The 16,685-nt window shown below is 54.0% G+C and carries 15 protein-coding genes; 5 read left to right on the top strand and 10 right to left on the bottom strand.

Annotated elements, in window-relative coordinates; translation table 11 throughout:
* The first annotated feature begins 191 nt into the window (after window positions 1–191).
* A complete protein-coding gene (gene fadR, locus OGY13_RS16340) occupies window positions 192–911 on the top strand; it encodes a fatty acid metabolism transcriptional regulator FadR (protein ID WP_003833559.1) in 720 nt (239 codons plus the stop codon).
* A 102-nt stretch (window positions 912–1,013) separates the two neighbouring features.
* Here the strand turns inward: fadR and OGY13_RS16335 are convergent, their stop codons facing one another.
* Window positions 1,014–2,546: a SpoVR family protein gene (locus tag OGY13_RS16335; protein WP_003833557.1), complete on the bottom strand. Its 1,533-nt coding sequence runs from the start codon at window positions 2,544–2,546 to the stop codon at window positions 1,014–1,016.
* A gap of 322 nt (window positions 2,547–2,868) precedes the next feature.
* Between OGY13_RS16335 and OGY13_RS16330 the strand changes: the two genes are divergently transcribed.
* Together OGY13_RS16330 and dadX are read left to right on the top strand one after the other, a co-directional pair.
* Window positions 2,869–4,167 (top strand): D-amino acid dehydrogenase, encoded by a 1,299-nt coding sequence (locus OGY13_RS16330; protein WP_003833553.1) that lies wholly within the window; start codon window positions 2,869–2,871, stop codon window positions 4,165–4,167.
* Window positions 4,168–4,179: 12 nt separating this feature from the next.
* Complete coding sequence (gene dadX, locus OGY13_RS16325) at window positions 4,180–5,250, top strand: catabolic alanine racemase DadX (RefSeq protein WP_213752353.1); 1,071 nt, start codon at window positions 4,180–4,182, stop codon at window positions 5,248–5,250.
* Between the two features lie 104 nt (window positions 5,251–5,354).
* Here dadX and OGY13_RS16320 read toward each other — a convergent pair whose 3' ends face one another.
* Entirely contained in the window at window positions 5,355–7,088 is a 1,734-nt protein-coding gene (locus OGY13_RS16320; RefSeq protein ID WP_008785011.1) for a potassium/proton antiporter, read from the bottom strand.
* 97 nt (window positions 7,089–7,185) lie between these two features.
* Window positions 7,186–8,100 carry a muramoyltetrapeptide carboxypeptidase gene (ldcA, locus tag OGY13_RS16315; RefSeq protein ID WP_213752352.1) on the bottom strand — a complete coding sequence of 305 codons (915 nt, stop codon included), beginning with the start codon at window positions 8,098–8,100 and terminating at the stop codon, window positions 7,186–7,188.
* A gap of 98 nt (window positions 8,101–8,198) precedes the next feature.
* Between ldcA and emtA the strand changes: the two genes are divergently transcribed.
* A complete protein-coding gene (gene emtA / locus OGY13_RS16310; RefSeq protein ID WP_016153365.1) occupies window positions 8,199–8,810 on the top strand; it encodes a membrane-bound lytic murein transglycosylase EmtA in 612 nt (203 codons plus the stop codon).
* 11 nt (window positions 8,811–8,821) lie between these two features.
* Here the strand turns inward: emtA and ycgR are convergent, their stop codons facing one another.
* Window positions 8,822–9,556, bottom strand: a complete 735-nt coding sequence (ycgR, locus tag OGY13_RS16305; protein ID WP_048235228.1) for a flagellar brake protein YcgR — start codon at window positions 9,554–9,556, stop codon at window positions 8,822–8,824.
* Window positions 9,557–9,757: 201 nt separating this feature from the next.
* Here ycgR and OGY13_RS16300 point away from each other — a divergent pair, with 201 nt between their 5' ends.
* Entirely contained in the window at window positions 9,758–10,012 is a 255-nt protein-coding gene (locus OGY13_RS16300) for a GlsB/YeaQ/YmgE family stress response membrane protein (RefSeq protein ID WP_048212573.1), read from the top strand.
* Between the two features lie 41 nt (window positions 10,013–10,053).
* Here OGY13_RS16300 and OGY13_RS16295 read toward each other — a convergent pair whose 3' ends face one another.
* From OGY13_RS16295 to OGY13_RS16270, 6 genes are read right to left on the bottom strand one after another with little or no spacing between them, the layout of a single operon-like run.
* Window positions 10,054–12,024 (bottom strand): TonB-dependent receptor plug domain-containing protein, encoded by a 1,971-nt coding sequence (locus tag OGY13_RS16295; RefSeq protein WP_103285341.1) that lies wholly within the window; start codon window positions 12,022–12,024, stop codon window positions 10,054–10,056.
* A 23-nt stretch (window positions 12,025–12,047) separates the two neighbouring features.
* Window positions 12,048–12,905: a ModD protein gene (gene modD, locus OGY13_RS16290; RefSeq protein WP_213752351.1), complete on the bottom strand. Its 858-nt coding sequence runs from the start codon at window positions 12,903–12,905 to the stop codon at window positions 12,048–12,050.
* Complete coding sequence (locus tag OGY13_RS16285) at window positions 12,902–13,714, bottom strand: class I SAM-dependent methyltransferase (protein WP_032943738.1); 813 nt, start codon at window positions 13,712–13,714, stop codon at window positions 12,902–12,904. The genes modD and OGY13_RS16285 overlap by 4 nt, the downstream gene beginning before the upstream one ends.
* Window positions 13,715–13,723: 9 nt before the next feature.
* Window positions 13,724–14,485, bottom strand: a complete 762-nt coding sequence (locus tag OGY13_RS16280; RefSeq protein WP_213752350.1) for an ABC transporter ATP-binding protein — start codon at window positions 14,483–14,485, stop codon at window positions 13,724–13,726.
* Window positions 14,482–15,441, bottom strand: a complete 960-nt coding sequence (locus OGY13_RS16275; RefSeq protein WP_374115550.1) for a FecCD family ABC transporter permease — start codon at window positions 15,439–15,441, stop codon at window positions 14,482–14,484. The genes OGY13_RS16280 and OGY13_RS16275 overlap by 4 nt, the downstream gene beginning before the upstream one ends.
* A 26-nt stretch (window positions 15,442–15,467) precedes the next feature.
* Entirely contained in the window at window positions 15,468–16,490 is a 1,023-nt protein-coding gene (locus tag OGY13_RS16270) for an ABC transporter substrate-binding protein (RefSeq protein ID WP_213752348.1), read from the bottom strand.
* Between the last annotated feature and the right edge of the window lie 195 nt (window positions 16,491–16,685).

Below are 16,685 nucleotides of genomic sequence, written 5' to 3'. Positions count from 1 at the left end.
ACCGCAAAGCTTAGCGGGAGGAGGGAGTACAGGCAAGCTATTCACGAGACTGGCAAGGTTGGCTGTACTGTAGCGTTATTTGGAAAATGAAGCCTTGATCCACTTTTTCTTCATTGCGTCAGCTATCAGCTAAGATACCCATCTGGTATGATGTGTGTAACTATGTTTTGCTGTGTAATGGAATTTTTACTATGGTCATTAAGGCGCAAAGCCCGGCTGGGTTCGCGGAAGAGTACATCATTGAAAGTATCTGGAATAACCGCTTCCCACCTGGCACTATTTTGCCCGCTGAACGTGAACTCTCCGAACTTATTGGGGTGACACGTACCACGCTACGCGAAGTATTGCAGCGGTTGGCGCGAGATGGCTGGTTGACCATTCAACACGGCAAACCGACGAAGGTGAATAACTTCTGGGAAACCTCCGGGCTGAATATTCTTGAAACGCTGGCGCGTCTCGATCACGAGAGTGTCCCGCAGTTGATTGATAATCTGCTGTCCGTGCGTACCAATATTTCGACGATCTTTGTTCGCACTGCGTTTCGCCAGCATCCTGATAAAGCACAGGAGGTTCTGGCGACGGCAAATCAGGTGGCCGACCACGCTGACGCATTTGCCGATCTGGACTATAACATTTTCCGCGGCCTGGCATTTGCCTCCGGCAATCCGATTTACGGTTTGATCCTCAACGGTATGAAAGGATTATATACCCGCATTGGTCGTCATTATTTTGCCAATCCGGAAGCGCGCGCGCTGGCGCTGAGCTTCTACCGTAAACTGTCAGAACTCTGCGAGCAGGGCGCTCATGAGCAGGTGTATGAAACGGTGCGTCGCTATGGTCACGACAGTGGCGAAATTTGGCATCGCATGCAAAAGAGCCTGCCGGGCGATTTGGCGATTCAGGGCCGTTAATTGCTCAAAGCCGGATGGCGACGCCAAAGCGGCTTATCCGGCCTACAATACGTGCACTTCGTAGGCCGGATATGGTGTTTACACCGCCTCCGGGAATAAGATTTACAGACCGTTCATCCTTGGCGGGCAACGCTCCAACAGCTCCACGCTGCCATCTTCATTCTGTTGCTCCAGCATCACGTCAAAACCCCAAAGCCGGTGTACGTGCTTGAGCACTTCTTTGCGTCCTTTATCCAGCGGTGCACGGTTATGCGGAATATAGCGTAAGGTGAGCGAACGATCGCCACGCAGGTCGACATTCCAGATTTGAATATTCGGCTCCAGGTTGCTGAGGTTGTATTGCGACGACAACCTGTTGCGGATCTCACGATATCCTTCCTCGTTATGAATCGCAGAAATCTCCAGATAGTTGTGACGATCGTCATCCAGCACGGTGAACAGACGGAAATCACGCATCACCTTCGGTGACAGGAACTGGCTGATAAAGCTCTCATCTTTGAAATCGCGCATCGCGAAATGCAAGGTTTCCAGCCAGTCGGAACCCGCTATGTCCGGGAACCAGTATTTGTCCTCCTCGGTCGGCGACTGACAAATACGTTTGATATCCTGGAACATGGCAAACCCCAGGGCATAAGGGTTTATCCCGCTATACCACGGGCTGTTGTAGGGCGGCTGAAATACCACATTGGTATGGCTATGCAGAAACTCCAGCATAAACCGTTCGGTGACTTTACCTTCATCATAAAGGTGGTTCAGGATGGTGTAATGCCAGAAAGTGGCCCAGCCCTCGTTCATCACCTGCGTCTGTTTCTGCGGATAAAAATACTGGCTGACCTTGCGTACAATGCGCAACACTTCGCGTTGCCAGGACTCCAGCAGCGGGGCGTTCTTCTCCATGAAGTACAGCAGGTTCTCCTGTGGCTCAGAGGGATAACGCCGGGCTTCCGCCACGGTTTTCTCTTCCTCTTTCTTCGGCAGCGTGCGCCACAACATATTCACCTGGCTTTGCAGATACTCTTCACGGCTTTTCTGACGGGCTTTCTCTTCCTGTAGGGAGATTTTTTGCGGGCGTTTGTAACGGTCAACGCCGTAGTTCATCAGCGCATGGCAGGAGTCGAGCAGCTTTTCGACTTCATCCACGCCGTAACGCTCTTCACACTGGGTAATATAGTTTCGCGCGAAGATCAGGTAATCGACGATGGAACTGGCATCCGTCCAGCTTCGGAACAGGTAGTTGTTTTTGAAAAAGGAGTTGTGTCCGTAGCAGGCATGCGCCATCACCAGCGCCTGCATGGTGATGGTGTTCTCCTCCATCAGATACGCGATGCACGGATTGGAGTTGATAACGATCTCATAGGCCAGCCCCTGCTGACCATGCTTATACAAGCGCTCGGTTTCAATAAACTTTTTACCAAACGACCAGTGAGGATAGTTGATCGGCATCCCGACGCTGGAATAAGCGTCCATCATCTGTTCGGAGGTGATCACCTCGATTTGGTGCGGGTAGGTATCCAGTCTGTAGAGTTTCGCCACGCGGTCTATCTCTGCCAGATAGACATCCAGCAGATCAAACGTCCAGTCGGGTCCATCGCTTAACCGTGTGCTGTCCTTGTTCATGGAATCAATCGTAGCCATTCGCGCACCCTCATTGTTGGCGGCACTCTCTGTCTGGAGTACCTCATGTCAAGCATAGATCATGGTGTTAAAAAACGTGCTGCGGCAGAAATTTTTTCTTTGCGATTTCACGTTAGCGAGGCGTCGAAAAATGGCATGGCCGCAAAATTTTATGCTGGATAAAAATAACGCACAGCAGGAGATGCCAAAGCGGAGAGTCCCCAGCCATCACCGCTATATGTGAGGTAAGTCACCATAAAAAAGCCATATGTTGAATAATATTTTCAACTGAGTTATCAAGATGTAATTAGATGATTGTTCTTTTACTGTTAACGGAGTGGCTATGCGAGTTGTCATACTGGGAAGTGGTGTCGTTGGCGTGACCAGCGCCTGGTACTTAAGTCAGGCTGGACACGATGTCACCGTCATTGATCGTGAGCCCGGTCCGGCACTGGAAACCAGTGCGGCGAACGCGGGGCAAATCTCTCCAGGTTATGCAGCACCATGGGCGGCACCAGGCGTACCGCTAAAAGCAATTAAGTGGATGTTTCAGCGCCACGCTCCGCTGGCCGTCCGTCTTGACGGAACCCAGTTCCAGTTGAAATGGATGTGGCAGATGCTGCGCAACTGCGACACCAGCCACTATATGGAAAATAAAGGACGCATGGTGCGACTGGCGGAATACAGCCGTGATTGCCTGAAAGCGCTGCGCGCTTCTACCGGTATCGAGTACGAAGGGCGCCAGGGCGGAACCCTGCAACTTTTCCGTACTGCCCAACAGTATGAGAACGCCACCCGCGACATCGCCGTTCTCGAAGACGCTGGCGTGCCATATCAACTGCTGGAAGCAAACCGTCTGGCGGAAGTCGAACCCGCACTGGCAGAAGTGGCCCATAAACTGACCGGTGGTCTGCGCTTACCGAATGATGAAACCGGCGACTGCCAGCTGTTTACCCAGCGTCTGGCTCAGATGGCGGAGCAGGCGGGCGTTAAGTTTCGCTTTAACACCCCGGTCGATAAGCTGCTGAGCGATGGTGAGCAGATTTATGGCGTCCAGTGCGGCGAAGAGATAGTTAAAGCCGATGCCTATGTGATGGCGTTTGGTTCGTACTCCACGGCAATGCTGAAAGGGATCGTTGATATCCCGGTCTATCCGCTCAAAGGCTATTCGTTGACTATTCCGGTGGCGCAAGACGACGGTGCGCCGGTTTCTACTATCCTTGATGAAACCTATAAAATCGCTATTACCCGCTTTGACAATCGTATTCGCGTTGGCGGCATGGCGGAGATTGTCGGCTTTAATACAGAATTGCTACAACCTCGTCGTGAAACGCTGGAAATGGTCGTACGCGATCTCTTCCCGCGCGGCGGTCATGTGGAGCAGGCAACCTTCTGGACCGGACTGCGTCCGATGACGCCGGACGGAACGCCGGTGGTGGGGCGCACCCGCTTTAAGAATCTGCTGCTCAATACCGGCCACGGCACGCTGGGTTGGACCATGGCCTGCGGCTCCGGTCAGCTACTGAGCGATATCCTTTCTGGCCGCACGCCAGCCATACCTTATGACGATCTGAGCGTGGCGCGTTACAGTCCGGGGTTTACCCCATCTCGTCCACGGCATTTACATGGCGCACATAACTGATAAGGACGTGAGATGACCCGCCCGATACTGGCCAGCATTGACCTGCAGGCGTTGAAACAAAATCTGACCATTACCCGCCAGGCCGCACCGGACGCCCGCGTCTGGTCGGTGGTGAAAGCCAATGCGTATGGACACGGTATTGAACGCGTCTGGAATGCGCTGGGCACAACCGATGGTTTTGCCATGCTCAATCTTGAAGAGGCGATAACCCTACGCGAGCGCGGATGGAAAGGCCCGATACTCATGCTGGAGGGTTTTTTCCACGCCGAAGACCTGACGGTATATGACAATTATCGACTCACCACCTGTGTACACAGTAACTGGCAGCTAAAAGCATTGCAGAATGCGCGCCTGAAGGCGCCGCTCGATGTTTACCTGAAGGTGAACAGTGGTATGAACCGCCTTGGTTTTTTACCGGAAAGAGTTCCCACGGTCTGGCAACAGCTGCGGACGATGCCCAACGTCGGTGAAATGACGCTGATGTCGCATTTTGCCGATGCAGAGCGCCCGGAAGGTATCCAGGAGGCTATGACACGTATTGCGCAGGCAACTGAAGGGCTGGAGTGCAGACGATCGCTGTCGAATTCGGCAGCCACGCTGTGGCACCCTGAAGCGCATTATGACTGGGTTCGTCCGGGCATTATTTTGTATGGTGCGTCGCCTTCAGGACAATGGCGGGACATCGCTAACACCGGCCTGAAGCCAGTGATGACGCTGAGCAGTGAGATCATCGGCATACAGACGCTGAAAGCTGGCGATCGGGTGGGCTACGGTGGACGCTACACTGCCAGCGGCGAGCAGCGCATTGGCATTGTAGCGACCGGCTATGCAGACGGTTATCCACGCCATGCGCCAAGTGGTACTCCGGTGCTGGTGGACGGTGTACGTACCGGGACGGTGGGGACAGTCTCAATGGATATGTTGGCGGTAGATCTGACACCATGCCCGCAGGCAGGGATCGGGACGCCGGTAGAGCTGTGGGGGAAAGAGATTAAAATTGACGATGTGGCCACCGCCGCAGGTACGGTAGGCTACGAGTTAATGTGTTCTCTGGCGCTGCGCGTGCCAGTTGTGACGGTGTAACTTTATATAGCATTGCCTGATGCTGCTGCGTTTATCAGGCCTCCAGAGTCAGTGCATTTTGTAGGCCGGGTAAGGCGCAGCCGCCACCCGGCAAAACATCCGCTTTACTCATCCTCATCTTCAGCAACGCGAACACCGACCTTCAGCACCGCATTATCTTCCTTCTCGGCTACGGTCCAGATCATGCCAGCGAATTCCACCTGGTCACCGACGACCGGCGCGGCACCAAGCAGATGCTGGACAATTTCACCCAGCGTTTGCTGCTTATCACGATACTCGGTGCCATCTTCCAGGCCATAAATCAGCGCCACATCGGCATATTTTGCGCTGGCTTCAAGAATAAAATCACCGAAGAAGCGCTGGTCTAACGACACAGGTGGCGACTGGCTGAACAGCTTGCCAAGAGCCGGGAGATCGCGCTCGCGGCCAATAACACACAATACGTCGCCTTCACGCAGACGTGTGCTGCCGGAGGGGTGAAACAGCACGTTGTCACGAAACAGGGCGGCTATTCGCGTTTCTTCCGGCATATGCAGGTCGCGCAATGCGGCTCCTACGCACCACTTATCGGCGCTGAGCTGATAAACAAACTGCTCCCACGGGTTATCCGGATGAATATCCAGGCCAATGCGCGACACGGGCCAGCCAACAGGAGGGACCACCACTTTGGCTTTTTTAGCGGCCCAAGAAAGAGAGGTTCCCTGAAACAGCAACGAGATCAGTACCACGAAGAACGCGACGTTAAAGAACAGGCGTGCGTTCTCCAGACCCGCCATCATTGGGAAGACGGCGAGGATGATGGGTACCGCACCGCGCAGCCCCACCCAACTGATGAAAATGCGCTCGCGCAGATTGAAGCCGCGAAACGGCAGCAGTCCGGCGAAAACCGAAAGTGGGCGGGCAATGAAAATCATCCACGCAGACAAAATCAGCGCAGGAACCACGATAGGCAGCAGGTCGGACGGCGTAACCAGCAGTCCGAGCACCAGGAACATGGCGATTTGCGCCAGCCAGGCCAGACCGTCGAAGTTTTGCAGAATGCCAAACCGGTTGCGAATAGGGCGATTACCCAGCAAGAAACCACACAGATAAACTGCCAGAATACCGCTGCCTTCCAGCGCAGTGGTCAGGGCAAAAATCAGGATCCCACCGCTTAACGCCAATAGCGGATACAGTCCGGCAGGCAGAGAAATGCGGTTAATCATCTGCTGGAGCATATATCCACCGCCCAGACCGATAACGATGCCTAAGCCAAACTGCTGGATAATGTGCACCGCGAACATCCAGCTTAAACCGGTTTCGTGGTTTTGGATCATGGCGATGAGCGTGATGGTCAAAAATACGGCCATCGGGTCATTACTGCCGGATTCAATTTCCAGCGTAGAGCCAACGCGTTCGTTAAGCCCCTTACCGCCAAGCAGGGAAAAGACCGCCGCGGCGTCGGTTGAACCAACAATCGCGCCAATCAGGAGTCCTTCGATAAGATCCAGATGAAACAGCCACGCGGCCATCATGCCAGTGAGTCCGGAAGTAATCAGCACACCGACCGTCGCCAACGATAGCGCCGGGCCTAACGCAACGCGAAAAGAGCTGGCCTGGGTGCGCATCCCGCCGTCGAGCAGGATAACTGCCAGTGCCAGGTTACTCACCATGTAGGCGAATGGATAGTTATCGAAAGGTATGCCGCCTATACCATCTACGCCCGCTAACATACCGATAGCGAGAAATATCACCAGGATAGGGATACCAAGACGTGATGAGAATGAACTGAGTAAGATACTGCAGGTGACGAGAACGGAACCCAAAATAAAAAGGCTAATAATTGCTGCGGCATCCAACGTTCGGTTACTCCTGAATTACGCTGTTTCGTATTAATAAACCCTACCATAATAACGACAGAAACAGCGTTTTGCTTAGCCCCATTAGCCGCTTTTTTTACGATTTTAGTACCGGATGCCCACTTAAGGTGAGCTGAGTGCCGTTTTTATCATTTTTCAGCACCGCATTGGCCCCCAAAGGCAGGGTGACAGTGCGTTGTTCATGGCCAAAATCGAGGCCGCAGATCAACGGTACTGACAATCTGGTGCGCAGAAAATCACAAACTGAATCAAGATTGTAACCGGCATCGTAATCATTGGGTGCGCTACCGCTAAAACTGCCGAGAATAATGGAGTTTTGCTGGGCCAATATTCCGGCGTGGTACAGCTGCAGCAGCATGCGCTCGACACGGAATGGATGCTCGTTAATGTCTTCCAGCACCAAAATGCCGTTTTTGATGGCCGGCATCCACGGTGTACCCATCAGCGAAATGATCATCGCCAGATTTCCGCCCCACAGTGTACCTTCAGTTGCGCACTGCGGACCGTCACCCTGCCATTCGAGGGTAAATTGGGCATTACGCAAAGCCTGCCAGAAATGGTGCTCGGTGAATGCGTTCATTTCTTCGGCGCCGAAGTTCGCCGCCAGCATCGGGCCGCTGAAGCTAATCACCTTCCCCTGTGCCAGCAGACCACACTGGATCGCCGTAAAATCGCTGTGTCCGCACAGCAGTAGCGGATCTTGTTGCTGGCGGGCTGCCAGCCCCTGCCAGTCAATTTCTTCCAGTAAACGGCTCGCGCCATAGCCGCCGCGTACCGCCATCACAATGGTATCGGGGGTTTTCAGATTAACGAGCGAGTTCACATCAGCAAGCCTTTCTGCCTCTGTCCCCGCAAAACGCTGGCAGCGGCGTGCAATGACCACTGAATTGTCGACCTGATGACCGGCCTCAATAAGACGCGCAAGCCCACGTAAGGCAGCCTGCTGATTGATACAGTAGCCCGATGGGGCAATTAAGTGAAACCGGGACATGGCATTTCCTTGCTACAACTAAAACCAAATGTATATCATGCCGCGTAGGTATGTCGTTGTCACCTCAGCGACAGGTTCCGGCTATAAGGATAGATGACGTGAAATTGAGATGGTTTGCTTTTTTGGTTGTATTACTTGCGGGCTGTAGTTCAAAACAGGATTACAAAAACCCGCCGTGGAATGCTGAAGTTCCGGTTAAACGCGCAATGCAATGGATGCCGATCAGTGAAAAAGCCGGTGCGGCCTGGGGTGTCAGTCCACAATTGATTACCGCTATTATCGCCATTGAATCAGGCGGAAATCCGAATGCGGTCAGTAAGTCCAATGCGATTGGTCTGATGCAGTTGAAAGCCTCAACTTCAGGACGCGATGTTTATCGCCGCATGGGCTGGAGCGGAGAGCCGTCGACCAGCGAGTTGAAAAACCCTGAGCGCAATATCTCAATGGGGGCCGCATACCTGAGTATTCTCGAAACTGGGCCGCTGGCCGGGATTGAAGATCCGCAGGTGATGCAGTACGCGCTGGTAGTATCGTACGCCAACGGTGCGGGCGCACTGTTACGCACGTTCTCATCCGACAGGAAAAAAGCGATCAATAAAATCAACGACCTCAGCCCGGATGAATTTATTGAACATGTTGCGGACAATCATCCGGCGCCGCAGGCCCCGCGCTATATCTGGAAGCTTCAACAAGCGCTGGATGTGATGTAATTCAGGTGATGCTAATCGCGCACCTTGTTCGACTTTTCCCGGGCCTCACGTTCAAGGGAAAAAATAATCCGCTGTAAGTTCCGCTCCACCGCCGGGCCGACGTTGAGAAAACGAAAGCTCAGGCGGGGAGTGGTAATGGTTTCGTTTTTCCCATCGATAACCTTGCGTTCGCTAATGGAAATAAGTTGGGCGTCAACGTGATACACCCCCCATTGCTCCATATTTAGTTCAACCTGCGAGAAGCGCATACCTTCTGCCAACCCCTCTGGTTTTGCCACTTCTAACAGCCCGCCCATGCCGCCGAGAGACAGATCGAATAAGCGAAAATGCAGAATGCTGTTGTCCGGCATTTTTGCCGTGCAGCGATAGGGAGGATGCAGCGGAGCGCCGATGCGGAAATATTCCCGACGCTGCACAAACCACAGAGAAGGCGGCAAGGATGAAATAAAGGCCGGCAGTTGCTGATACTCGCCTTTTTTCAGCTGTGGCAGGGTGAATTCTACTTTGGCTCCCTGCGTTTCGGCGATAATTGAGATCTGGCTGGCCCGCTGTACGGCCTGGTTTTCATATTCCTGGCTGCCAAAATCCATGATCAGTTCATCGGGACTGACGGTCAGAATTTTGCTGATGAACTGGCCGCCTGACCAGGAGATACGCAGTGGAACCTGCTGCGACTTTAAGTCCCGAAGTACACCTAACACCGCTAACGGATTTTGCTTCAGGAACTGCTCATTGTAGTTACTCACACCTAATGACTCCTGGATGCCTGGTTTGTCGTTGGGTTATCGGCATTAATCGACGGAACTTAATACAAATGGATGAAATTTTTTACCAAACCCAATGAATTAAGTCTGAGTGATAAAAGCATGTCGCGATGGCTTGCCTATACTTTAAGTGCTGGCGCAGGAAAGTCTTGCGCGTGCGTTCACTGGAAAGAGGGCCTGAAAATGGGAATTATTGCCTGGATTATTTTTGGTCTGATTGCGGGGGTTATCGCCAAACTGATTATGCCGGGGCGTGATGGCGGTGGGTTTATCCTGACCTGTATTCTCGGTATTGTCGGTGCTGTGGTCGGTGGATGGTTGGCAACGATGTTTGGTATTGGCGGCGATGTCAGCGGATTTAATCTCCACAGCTTCCTGGTGGCCGTGGTCGGCGCGATTGTTGTGCTGGGTGTCTTCCGGCTTGTACGACGAGATTAATCGAACGGCCCCTGTGGGGGCCGTTTCTCTATGTCGCTAAGTCAGAATTGATACTCAATTCCCGCCCAGTAATTACGGCCTTCTTCGATAAATCCTTCGCTGTACACGTATTGTGTATCGAACAGGTTATTGACCGAAGCGTTGACGCTAAGCCCGTGACCGATGGCGTAGTCGGCGCGTAAATGGGTAATGGCGAAACCTGCGGCTTTCTGCGAGCCGTCGCTATTGCTATAGCTCGATGAGCGGGCCTCTTCAGACAGCGTAATGCTCAGCGGATCCCACGGTTTCAGCGTCATCCAGGCGGTGAGGGTTTGTGTTGGCAAATCGGTTATTTTGCCGATGTCGCTGCGTTTGACGTCCGCATGAATCAGGCCATAGCTCAGCCCAACATCCAGCATATCAAAGACTTTACCTTTAACGCCTGCATCCAGACCGGTGTAATCCACCCGGCCGCTGTTCTGATTCTGGATGGTATCGGCATCAATATTGTGTGAAAGAATGGCATCGCTGATGCGGTTGTAATAGACGCTGGCTTCGAATCCCCAGTCTTTACCAAGTGAACCATTCCAGGTCAGATCCACGCTGCGGGCGCGTTCCGGTTTAAGCTGCGGATTGACCAGCGCCACCTGGTTATAGGCCGGTTTCGAGGTGGTGTAGCGCTCTTTCAGTGTTGGGAAACGTGTTCTGTCAGAGTAGGACAGCGCTAATGTGTCTGAATTTTCAAAGTGATATTTGGTCATCATCTGCCAGTTGAAGGCCGACTGATTGTTGTCATCATAGTGGGTGACGCTACCATTTTTTTCGTGCTTCATGCCTTCCAGACTGTCGCGCCAGTCATAGCTTATTCCCGCCACGACATCGACGTTATCCGCTGCTGCCCACTGGTATTCGCTGGCAACGGACCAGGTGCGGTCTTCGTAGCGATCGTAAGCCGCATTCGGTGCGCCTTTCTCGCGGTGAACATCATCCTTCCAGTTCACCGCGAAAGAGAGCTGGTCGTTTTCACGCATATCCGCAGCGAGCTGCAGACCAGCCCCATCGCTATAGTCTGAATAATGACTGTAGCTGCCTTTTTTGTTTTTCAGATCGGCAAGCGAGTTGTACATCATCAGCGTATTTTCAAAGGTATCGCGATACAGACGGCTTTTCAGGGTGAAACGATCGCCCAGATGGGTGGTGCCCTGATAGTAATAGCTCTCTTTATCGTACTGTGGCCATTGCCAGTAGCGTGATTTCTGACTGCTGGTTCCAGCGTACGGCGGGTTATCTTTTTCACCGTCCTGATTAATATAGGTCAGCACATATTCGTCATTACCACGTGGGGTAAAGCCCAGCTTCACGATGCCGCGTTTGTCATCGGCGGAGGAGTTAATCATCTTGCCGTTGCTGCCCGCAATAGGGTTGTCCACACCGTGCGGTAAGCCAAGGAAATCCTGCTTCAACTGACTGCCGCTGAGCTGGATGTAGCCGAGATCGTTGCTGGCGCCAAATGAAGCGTGCATATCGTGGGCATTGTCTTTGCTACGACTCCAGCCCTGGCGATAGCCAATGCTGCCTTCAATCGGTTTGGTGGGCTTTTGGGTGGTGATATTGATGGCACCGCCCATCTGGTTCGGCCCTTGTAACAGCGACGAGTAGCCTTTGGAGACTTCAACCGAAGCGATATCTGAGGTCAGAAAACGGCCTAAATCGAGGTTGCCATCATAGGGGATGTATACCGGCACGCCGTCAAAATAGACGGGAACCTGACGGCTGTCAAAACCGCGGACTTTCACCTGCTGTTCATTGCGGTTGCCTGACTTTTGCAGCACGACGCCGGGAACAACGCTCAGTGCCTGCGCCACGTTTTGCTTATCCAGTTGCTGCATCGTTTCCTGGCCGAGAACCGTAGTGGTTGCGGCGGAGGCCGGACTTGACCAGACGGTCATGGTTTCGCTTTCCTGCCCAGCAAAAGCACTGTGCGCGAAAGCAAACGACAGGGCTGTGTAAAGACAACTTTTGTTGAAATTCATTATTTTTAGTCCATTTATTAATGTTATATGCCACGTGTGTCCGGGCTCAGGCTAACTTTGATATCCGCGGGTGGAGCGTAGTAAGGTGCGGAAGTGATGAAAAGTCTGATGCCACAGTCGAGATAACTCGCCAGCGAGGCGAGGGTAATGCCGCCAGTCAGCGCCAGCGTGCAATGGGGGGCCAGAGAAGGGGCCTGGCGGACAATTTCTGTTGCTTGCTCAGGGGTAAATTTGTCGAGTTGCAGGACATCTGGCGCGGCGCGTAGCGCGGCTAATGCCTCTTCTGGCGTATCTGCTTCAACCACAATCTTTTTTTCTGGCGCATGGCTGCGTAAGCGCGCAATCGCGCCTGTCCAGTCGTTTGGGTTGGTAAGAAAATGGCGGTGATTAGCAAACAGCAGTACCGTTTCGGCGCATCCTCCGCGATGGATAATACCACCCGCGGCGAGTATGGCCTGAGTCGCCAACAAACGCGTGCCGGGAATGGCTTTGCGGGTGCAGGCAATCTGCCCATCAGGATAGCGTTGGCGCAGTTGGCTCAACATGCTCTCAAGATAGCCTGAAACCCCGCAGCTCCACTCCAGGACATTTTGTACCGCTTTCCAGCCCTGGTGCAGCGCCGCCGCATTCCCATGTGCGCAAATCAATCGCTGTCCTGCACTTACCTGTTCACCATCGGCCACCATGTCGCTGACGGTCAGCCCTAATGAGGTGAGCATTTGTCTGGCAACGGCGGTGCCACTAACGCATCCGCCCTGGCGATGGTAAAATTCCATAACGCCCGGCTGTGCGCCAATACCCAACGCGCGGGTAGTCAGGTCGCCGCCCTGAATATCTTCCAGCAGCAGCGCGTCGGTTTGCGCCTGCGAAAAGTAGATCATCGCAGCGCCTCCCGCGGCACGCTGTCCCACCAGATAAGCGCCCAGTCACGGCTGGCGGGGGCAATCGTGCGTGGATCCTGCTGTTGATACCAGGTTTCCAGACGTTCGACCTCGTCGGCGCTCAGTTCACCCATACTCCAGCGCACGTTTTCCAGAAAACGCGTCCAGGTGCTGTTGTCCTGCTGGCAGTTGGGTCCGCGGATAAAATCAACATGCGCGTGGATCCCCATCTGATACAGGACATTAAGCGCATAGATATAGTTGGGAAGCTCAATCACTTCGCGGCCCAGTGCACGCTGAATGGTGGGGGAAACGAAAGATGAACTGACGAGATGAGTGGTGTAAACCCGCAGTCGGGCCTGATTATTCAGTTTGGTCATCGCCTGGCGCATATCGGCAACCAGCGTAGAGCGCGAAGCGACGGCGATATCGCACTGGGGTAAATCATCCCAGTGTTCCTCCCAGGCCCGCTGCACCCACTGCACGTGACGGGCGTTCATTTGCGCAGCGCGGCGGGCAGCTACGCTAAGCATGCCCTGGCTGTAATCTACGCCGTAAATTATTGGCATCTTTTTAGCCAGCGCCAGCGAGACGGTACCGGGACCGCAACCCATGTCAAACAGCGACTCCGCCCCTTTCAGGTCGATTTTCCCCAGCAGTTGCAGCAGATAGCTGTCGGTTAATGAGGCGCAATTTTCCGCCATTTTTTCCGCACGTTTATCCCAGTGCTCCGGCTTTTTCTCGGTTCTGTTCGCCAGTTGTAACTGTTTACGGTAAAGATCGGCAAAATCAATGTCGTCAATGAGCATTATTATTCCTTAGTTATGTGAGCCAAAGAGATGGCGAGCGATTTGTGACGGTGTAACGCGATACAGTTCCGCCAGACGATCGGTGGCGAGCTGCTGTTCAGGAAGCCCCTGCGACACTGCACCGTTCGGTTCAACGCGTACCACGCTGTCGGCGATTGCCCGGGCGTGCAATGGATGATGGGTCGACATCAGCAGGGCCATACCCGAGTTTTTCAGCGTCACTAGCGTGTCGAGCAGACGGATTTGATGCCCAAAATCCAGGCTGGAAGCGGGTTCATCCAGCAACAAAAGACGCGGACGCTGCGCCAGCGCGCGGGCAATTAACACCAGTTGCCGCTCTCCGCCGCTCAGCGTGTTCCAGCGTCGGGGCGCCAGGTGAGAGATTCCCAGCATCGTCATCTGCTGGTGCGCATTTTCACGCTCTTTCGCGCCGGGAACCGCAAATGCCGCCAGTTGCGGGGCCAGCCCCATCATCACCATGTCCAGCGCAGTGAAGGCAAACGCGCCGTCATGTGCCTGAGGAACCCAGGCAATAGCGGCGGCGCGTTGCCGATCGCTGAGATGATTTATGGCGACGCCATCAAGCAGAATGTCACCGTGAAGCGGCGAAAGAACGCCGAGAATGGTGCGCATCAGGGTGGTTTTTCCACTGCCGTTGGCCCCAATCAGACAACAGACGGAGCCGGGCGAAACCTGAAATGAGACATCGCGTAACACGGGCTGGTGACTGTGGTATCCCAACGACGCATGGCGGAGGGTCAGAAGCGTCATGGGCGATTTCCCCGTAGCAAAAGCAGCAAAAAGAACGGTGCGCCAATAAATGCCGTCAGGATCCCCAGCGGGATTTCTGTGCTGCTCAGCGTGCGGGCAAGAGTATCGGTGAGCAGCAGCAAAATGGCGCCGATCCCCATAGAAACGGGCAGCAACTGCTGGTGGTTATTGCCACTGAGGAGTCTGCCGATGTGCGGTACAACCAGCCCAATCCAGCCGATAATGCCCGCGATAGCAACGGTACAGGCGGTGATTAACGTTGCGCAGACGATCAGTCCCAGTCGTAATCGCGAGACATTGATCCCAAGCGATCGTGCTTCATCATCCGACAGGGTGAGCAGGTTCATGCGCCAGCGCAGCAGCAATAGCGGGATCAGTCCTGCGAAGATCAGCGGTGCCGAGAACCACAGATCGTGCAGCGTGATCGTCGATAAACCGCCAAGCAGCCAGAAGGTGATAGACGGGAGTTGGGTATACGGGTCGGCCAGCGTTTTGATGAGTGAAATTCCCGCGCCGCATACCGTGCCCAGCGCAATCCCGACCAGCACCAGCGTTAACACCGGGTCGTGACGCTTGACTCGCCGGGTAATCAACCAGACACCGGCGACCACGAATAAACCGCCCATGAACGCATACAGCTGAATGAACAGGATCGGTAAACCTAACAGGATTGCTAAACAGGCACCTAAACCCGCACCCGCCGCCACGCCGAGAATATCCGGCGAGACCAGCGGGTTGCGGAACATGCCCTGATAGGTGGTTCCTGCGCCCGCCAGCGCCGCGCCGAGCAGCAATGCAGCCAGTATGCGTGGCAGGCGGATTTGCCAGAAGACGATTCTGTCCTGCATTGGAACGCCATCTGCGCCGGCCACGAGATTCAGAACCTGCTGTGCATCCAGGCGATACGCGCCTGATACCGCGGCGACGCTCGCGCAAAGTACCACCGCCGCAATCATCAGAAAACCGAGGGTTGATGTTTTCATCAGACTGCCACCAACCTTTGATACTGTGCGTCGCTTAGTGTGGTGTGCCAGAACAATTCACTGTAGTGCTGCATATCGGTTTTAAAGCTCGCTTCAACCTGTGGATCAAGCCAGGCGTGCAGGCGGCGTAACCCCAGTAAACGGTTGATGCCAGGAGGTGCATCCAGCCAGCCAAACGGCAGACCGCTGAGAAACAGAATGCGCCGGTCAGCAACCGCTTTGACCCCTTGCCAGACCGGATCTTCTCGTAGGAACTGCGCTGTCACTGCATCCTGCACCAGGATAATATCCGGCTGCCAGCTGAGCAGATTTTCCATTGAGACCTGTGTGAGCCCCTGTCGTCCGGGGATGTGCGCCACATTGTGCAACCCCAGTAGTTCTGCTGCTTCGGTATGCAGAGAACCTTGTAAACCAGTCTCCAGTCCTCTGGCACCGCGCGCGGCATAAAAACGCAGATTCGCCGCGGGTGAATGCGAGAAAGCTATTGCATCATCGATAAATCGACGGGCCAGCGCGGCCTGCATTGCGGTTCGCGAGACGACGCCCAATACTTCACCGACTGCGCGCAGCTGTTCTGGGGTATGACGCAATTCGCCGTTAATCAGCAGCCAGGGAATCTGTGTTTGTGCGCTCACTTGTCTGGCCTGAGAAAGCCAGGTTTCATCGGCATTACCGCAGTCAATAACCAGGTCAGGTTTAAGCGCCAGGAGTGCTTCAAGCGAGAGCGTGCTGGCGCGCCCCGCCAGCCTGCCGAGTTTCGGCAAAGTCCGAATGTTATCGTTAAACGGGATGGCGGTCTGGCGAGAGAAATCAAAGGAGGAAAGCCCCACCAGTTTTTCCGGTGCGACGGCCAGCAGCAGCATGTCAGCAGGCGCGCCCGCGCTGACCACGCGTTGGGTCGTTTCTGGCTTCGGAGAGTCTCCAATGGCCACAGTCAGCGAGGTTTGAGCAAACGCGGGAAGATGACGTAGCAGCAGTGCAGATGCCACGAGTTGGGCAAACATCCGTCTTGTCAGTGGCATTATTGTTATCCTGAAGGTTACAAAATCGCTATATATTTACATATACAGCGAATAAAAACATGTTCAGAATCAATTTCTCACGGATGAAAACCCCGGATACCCCATAAGGGCTAGAGGCCATAGAGACAGCTGGAAGGGGGAAATATAAGAAAGAAAAATCCGCGACGAAGCGCGGATTCAGGAAGTAAAACGGCT

The sequence above is a fragment of the Citrobacter sp. Cpo045 genome (assembly GCF_030332875.1).
Lineage (GTDB): Bacteria > Pseudomonadota > Gammaproteobacteria > Enterobacterales > Enterobacteriaceae > Citrobacter > Citrobacter portucalensis.
The sequence above is the reverse complement of the archived record's forward strand: the minus strand, read 5'-3'. Positions and strand labels throughout refer to the sequence as shown.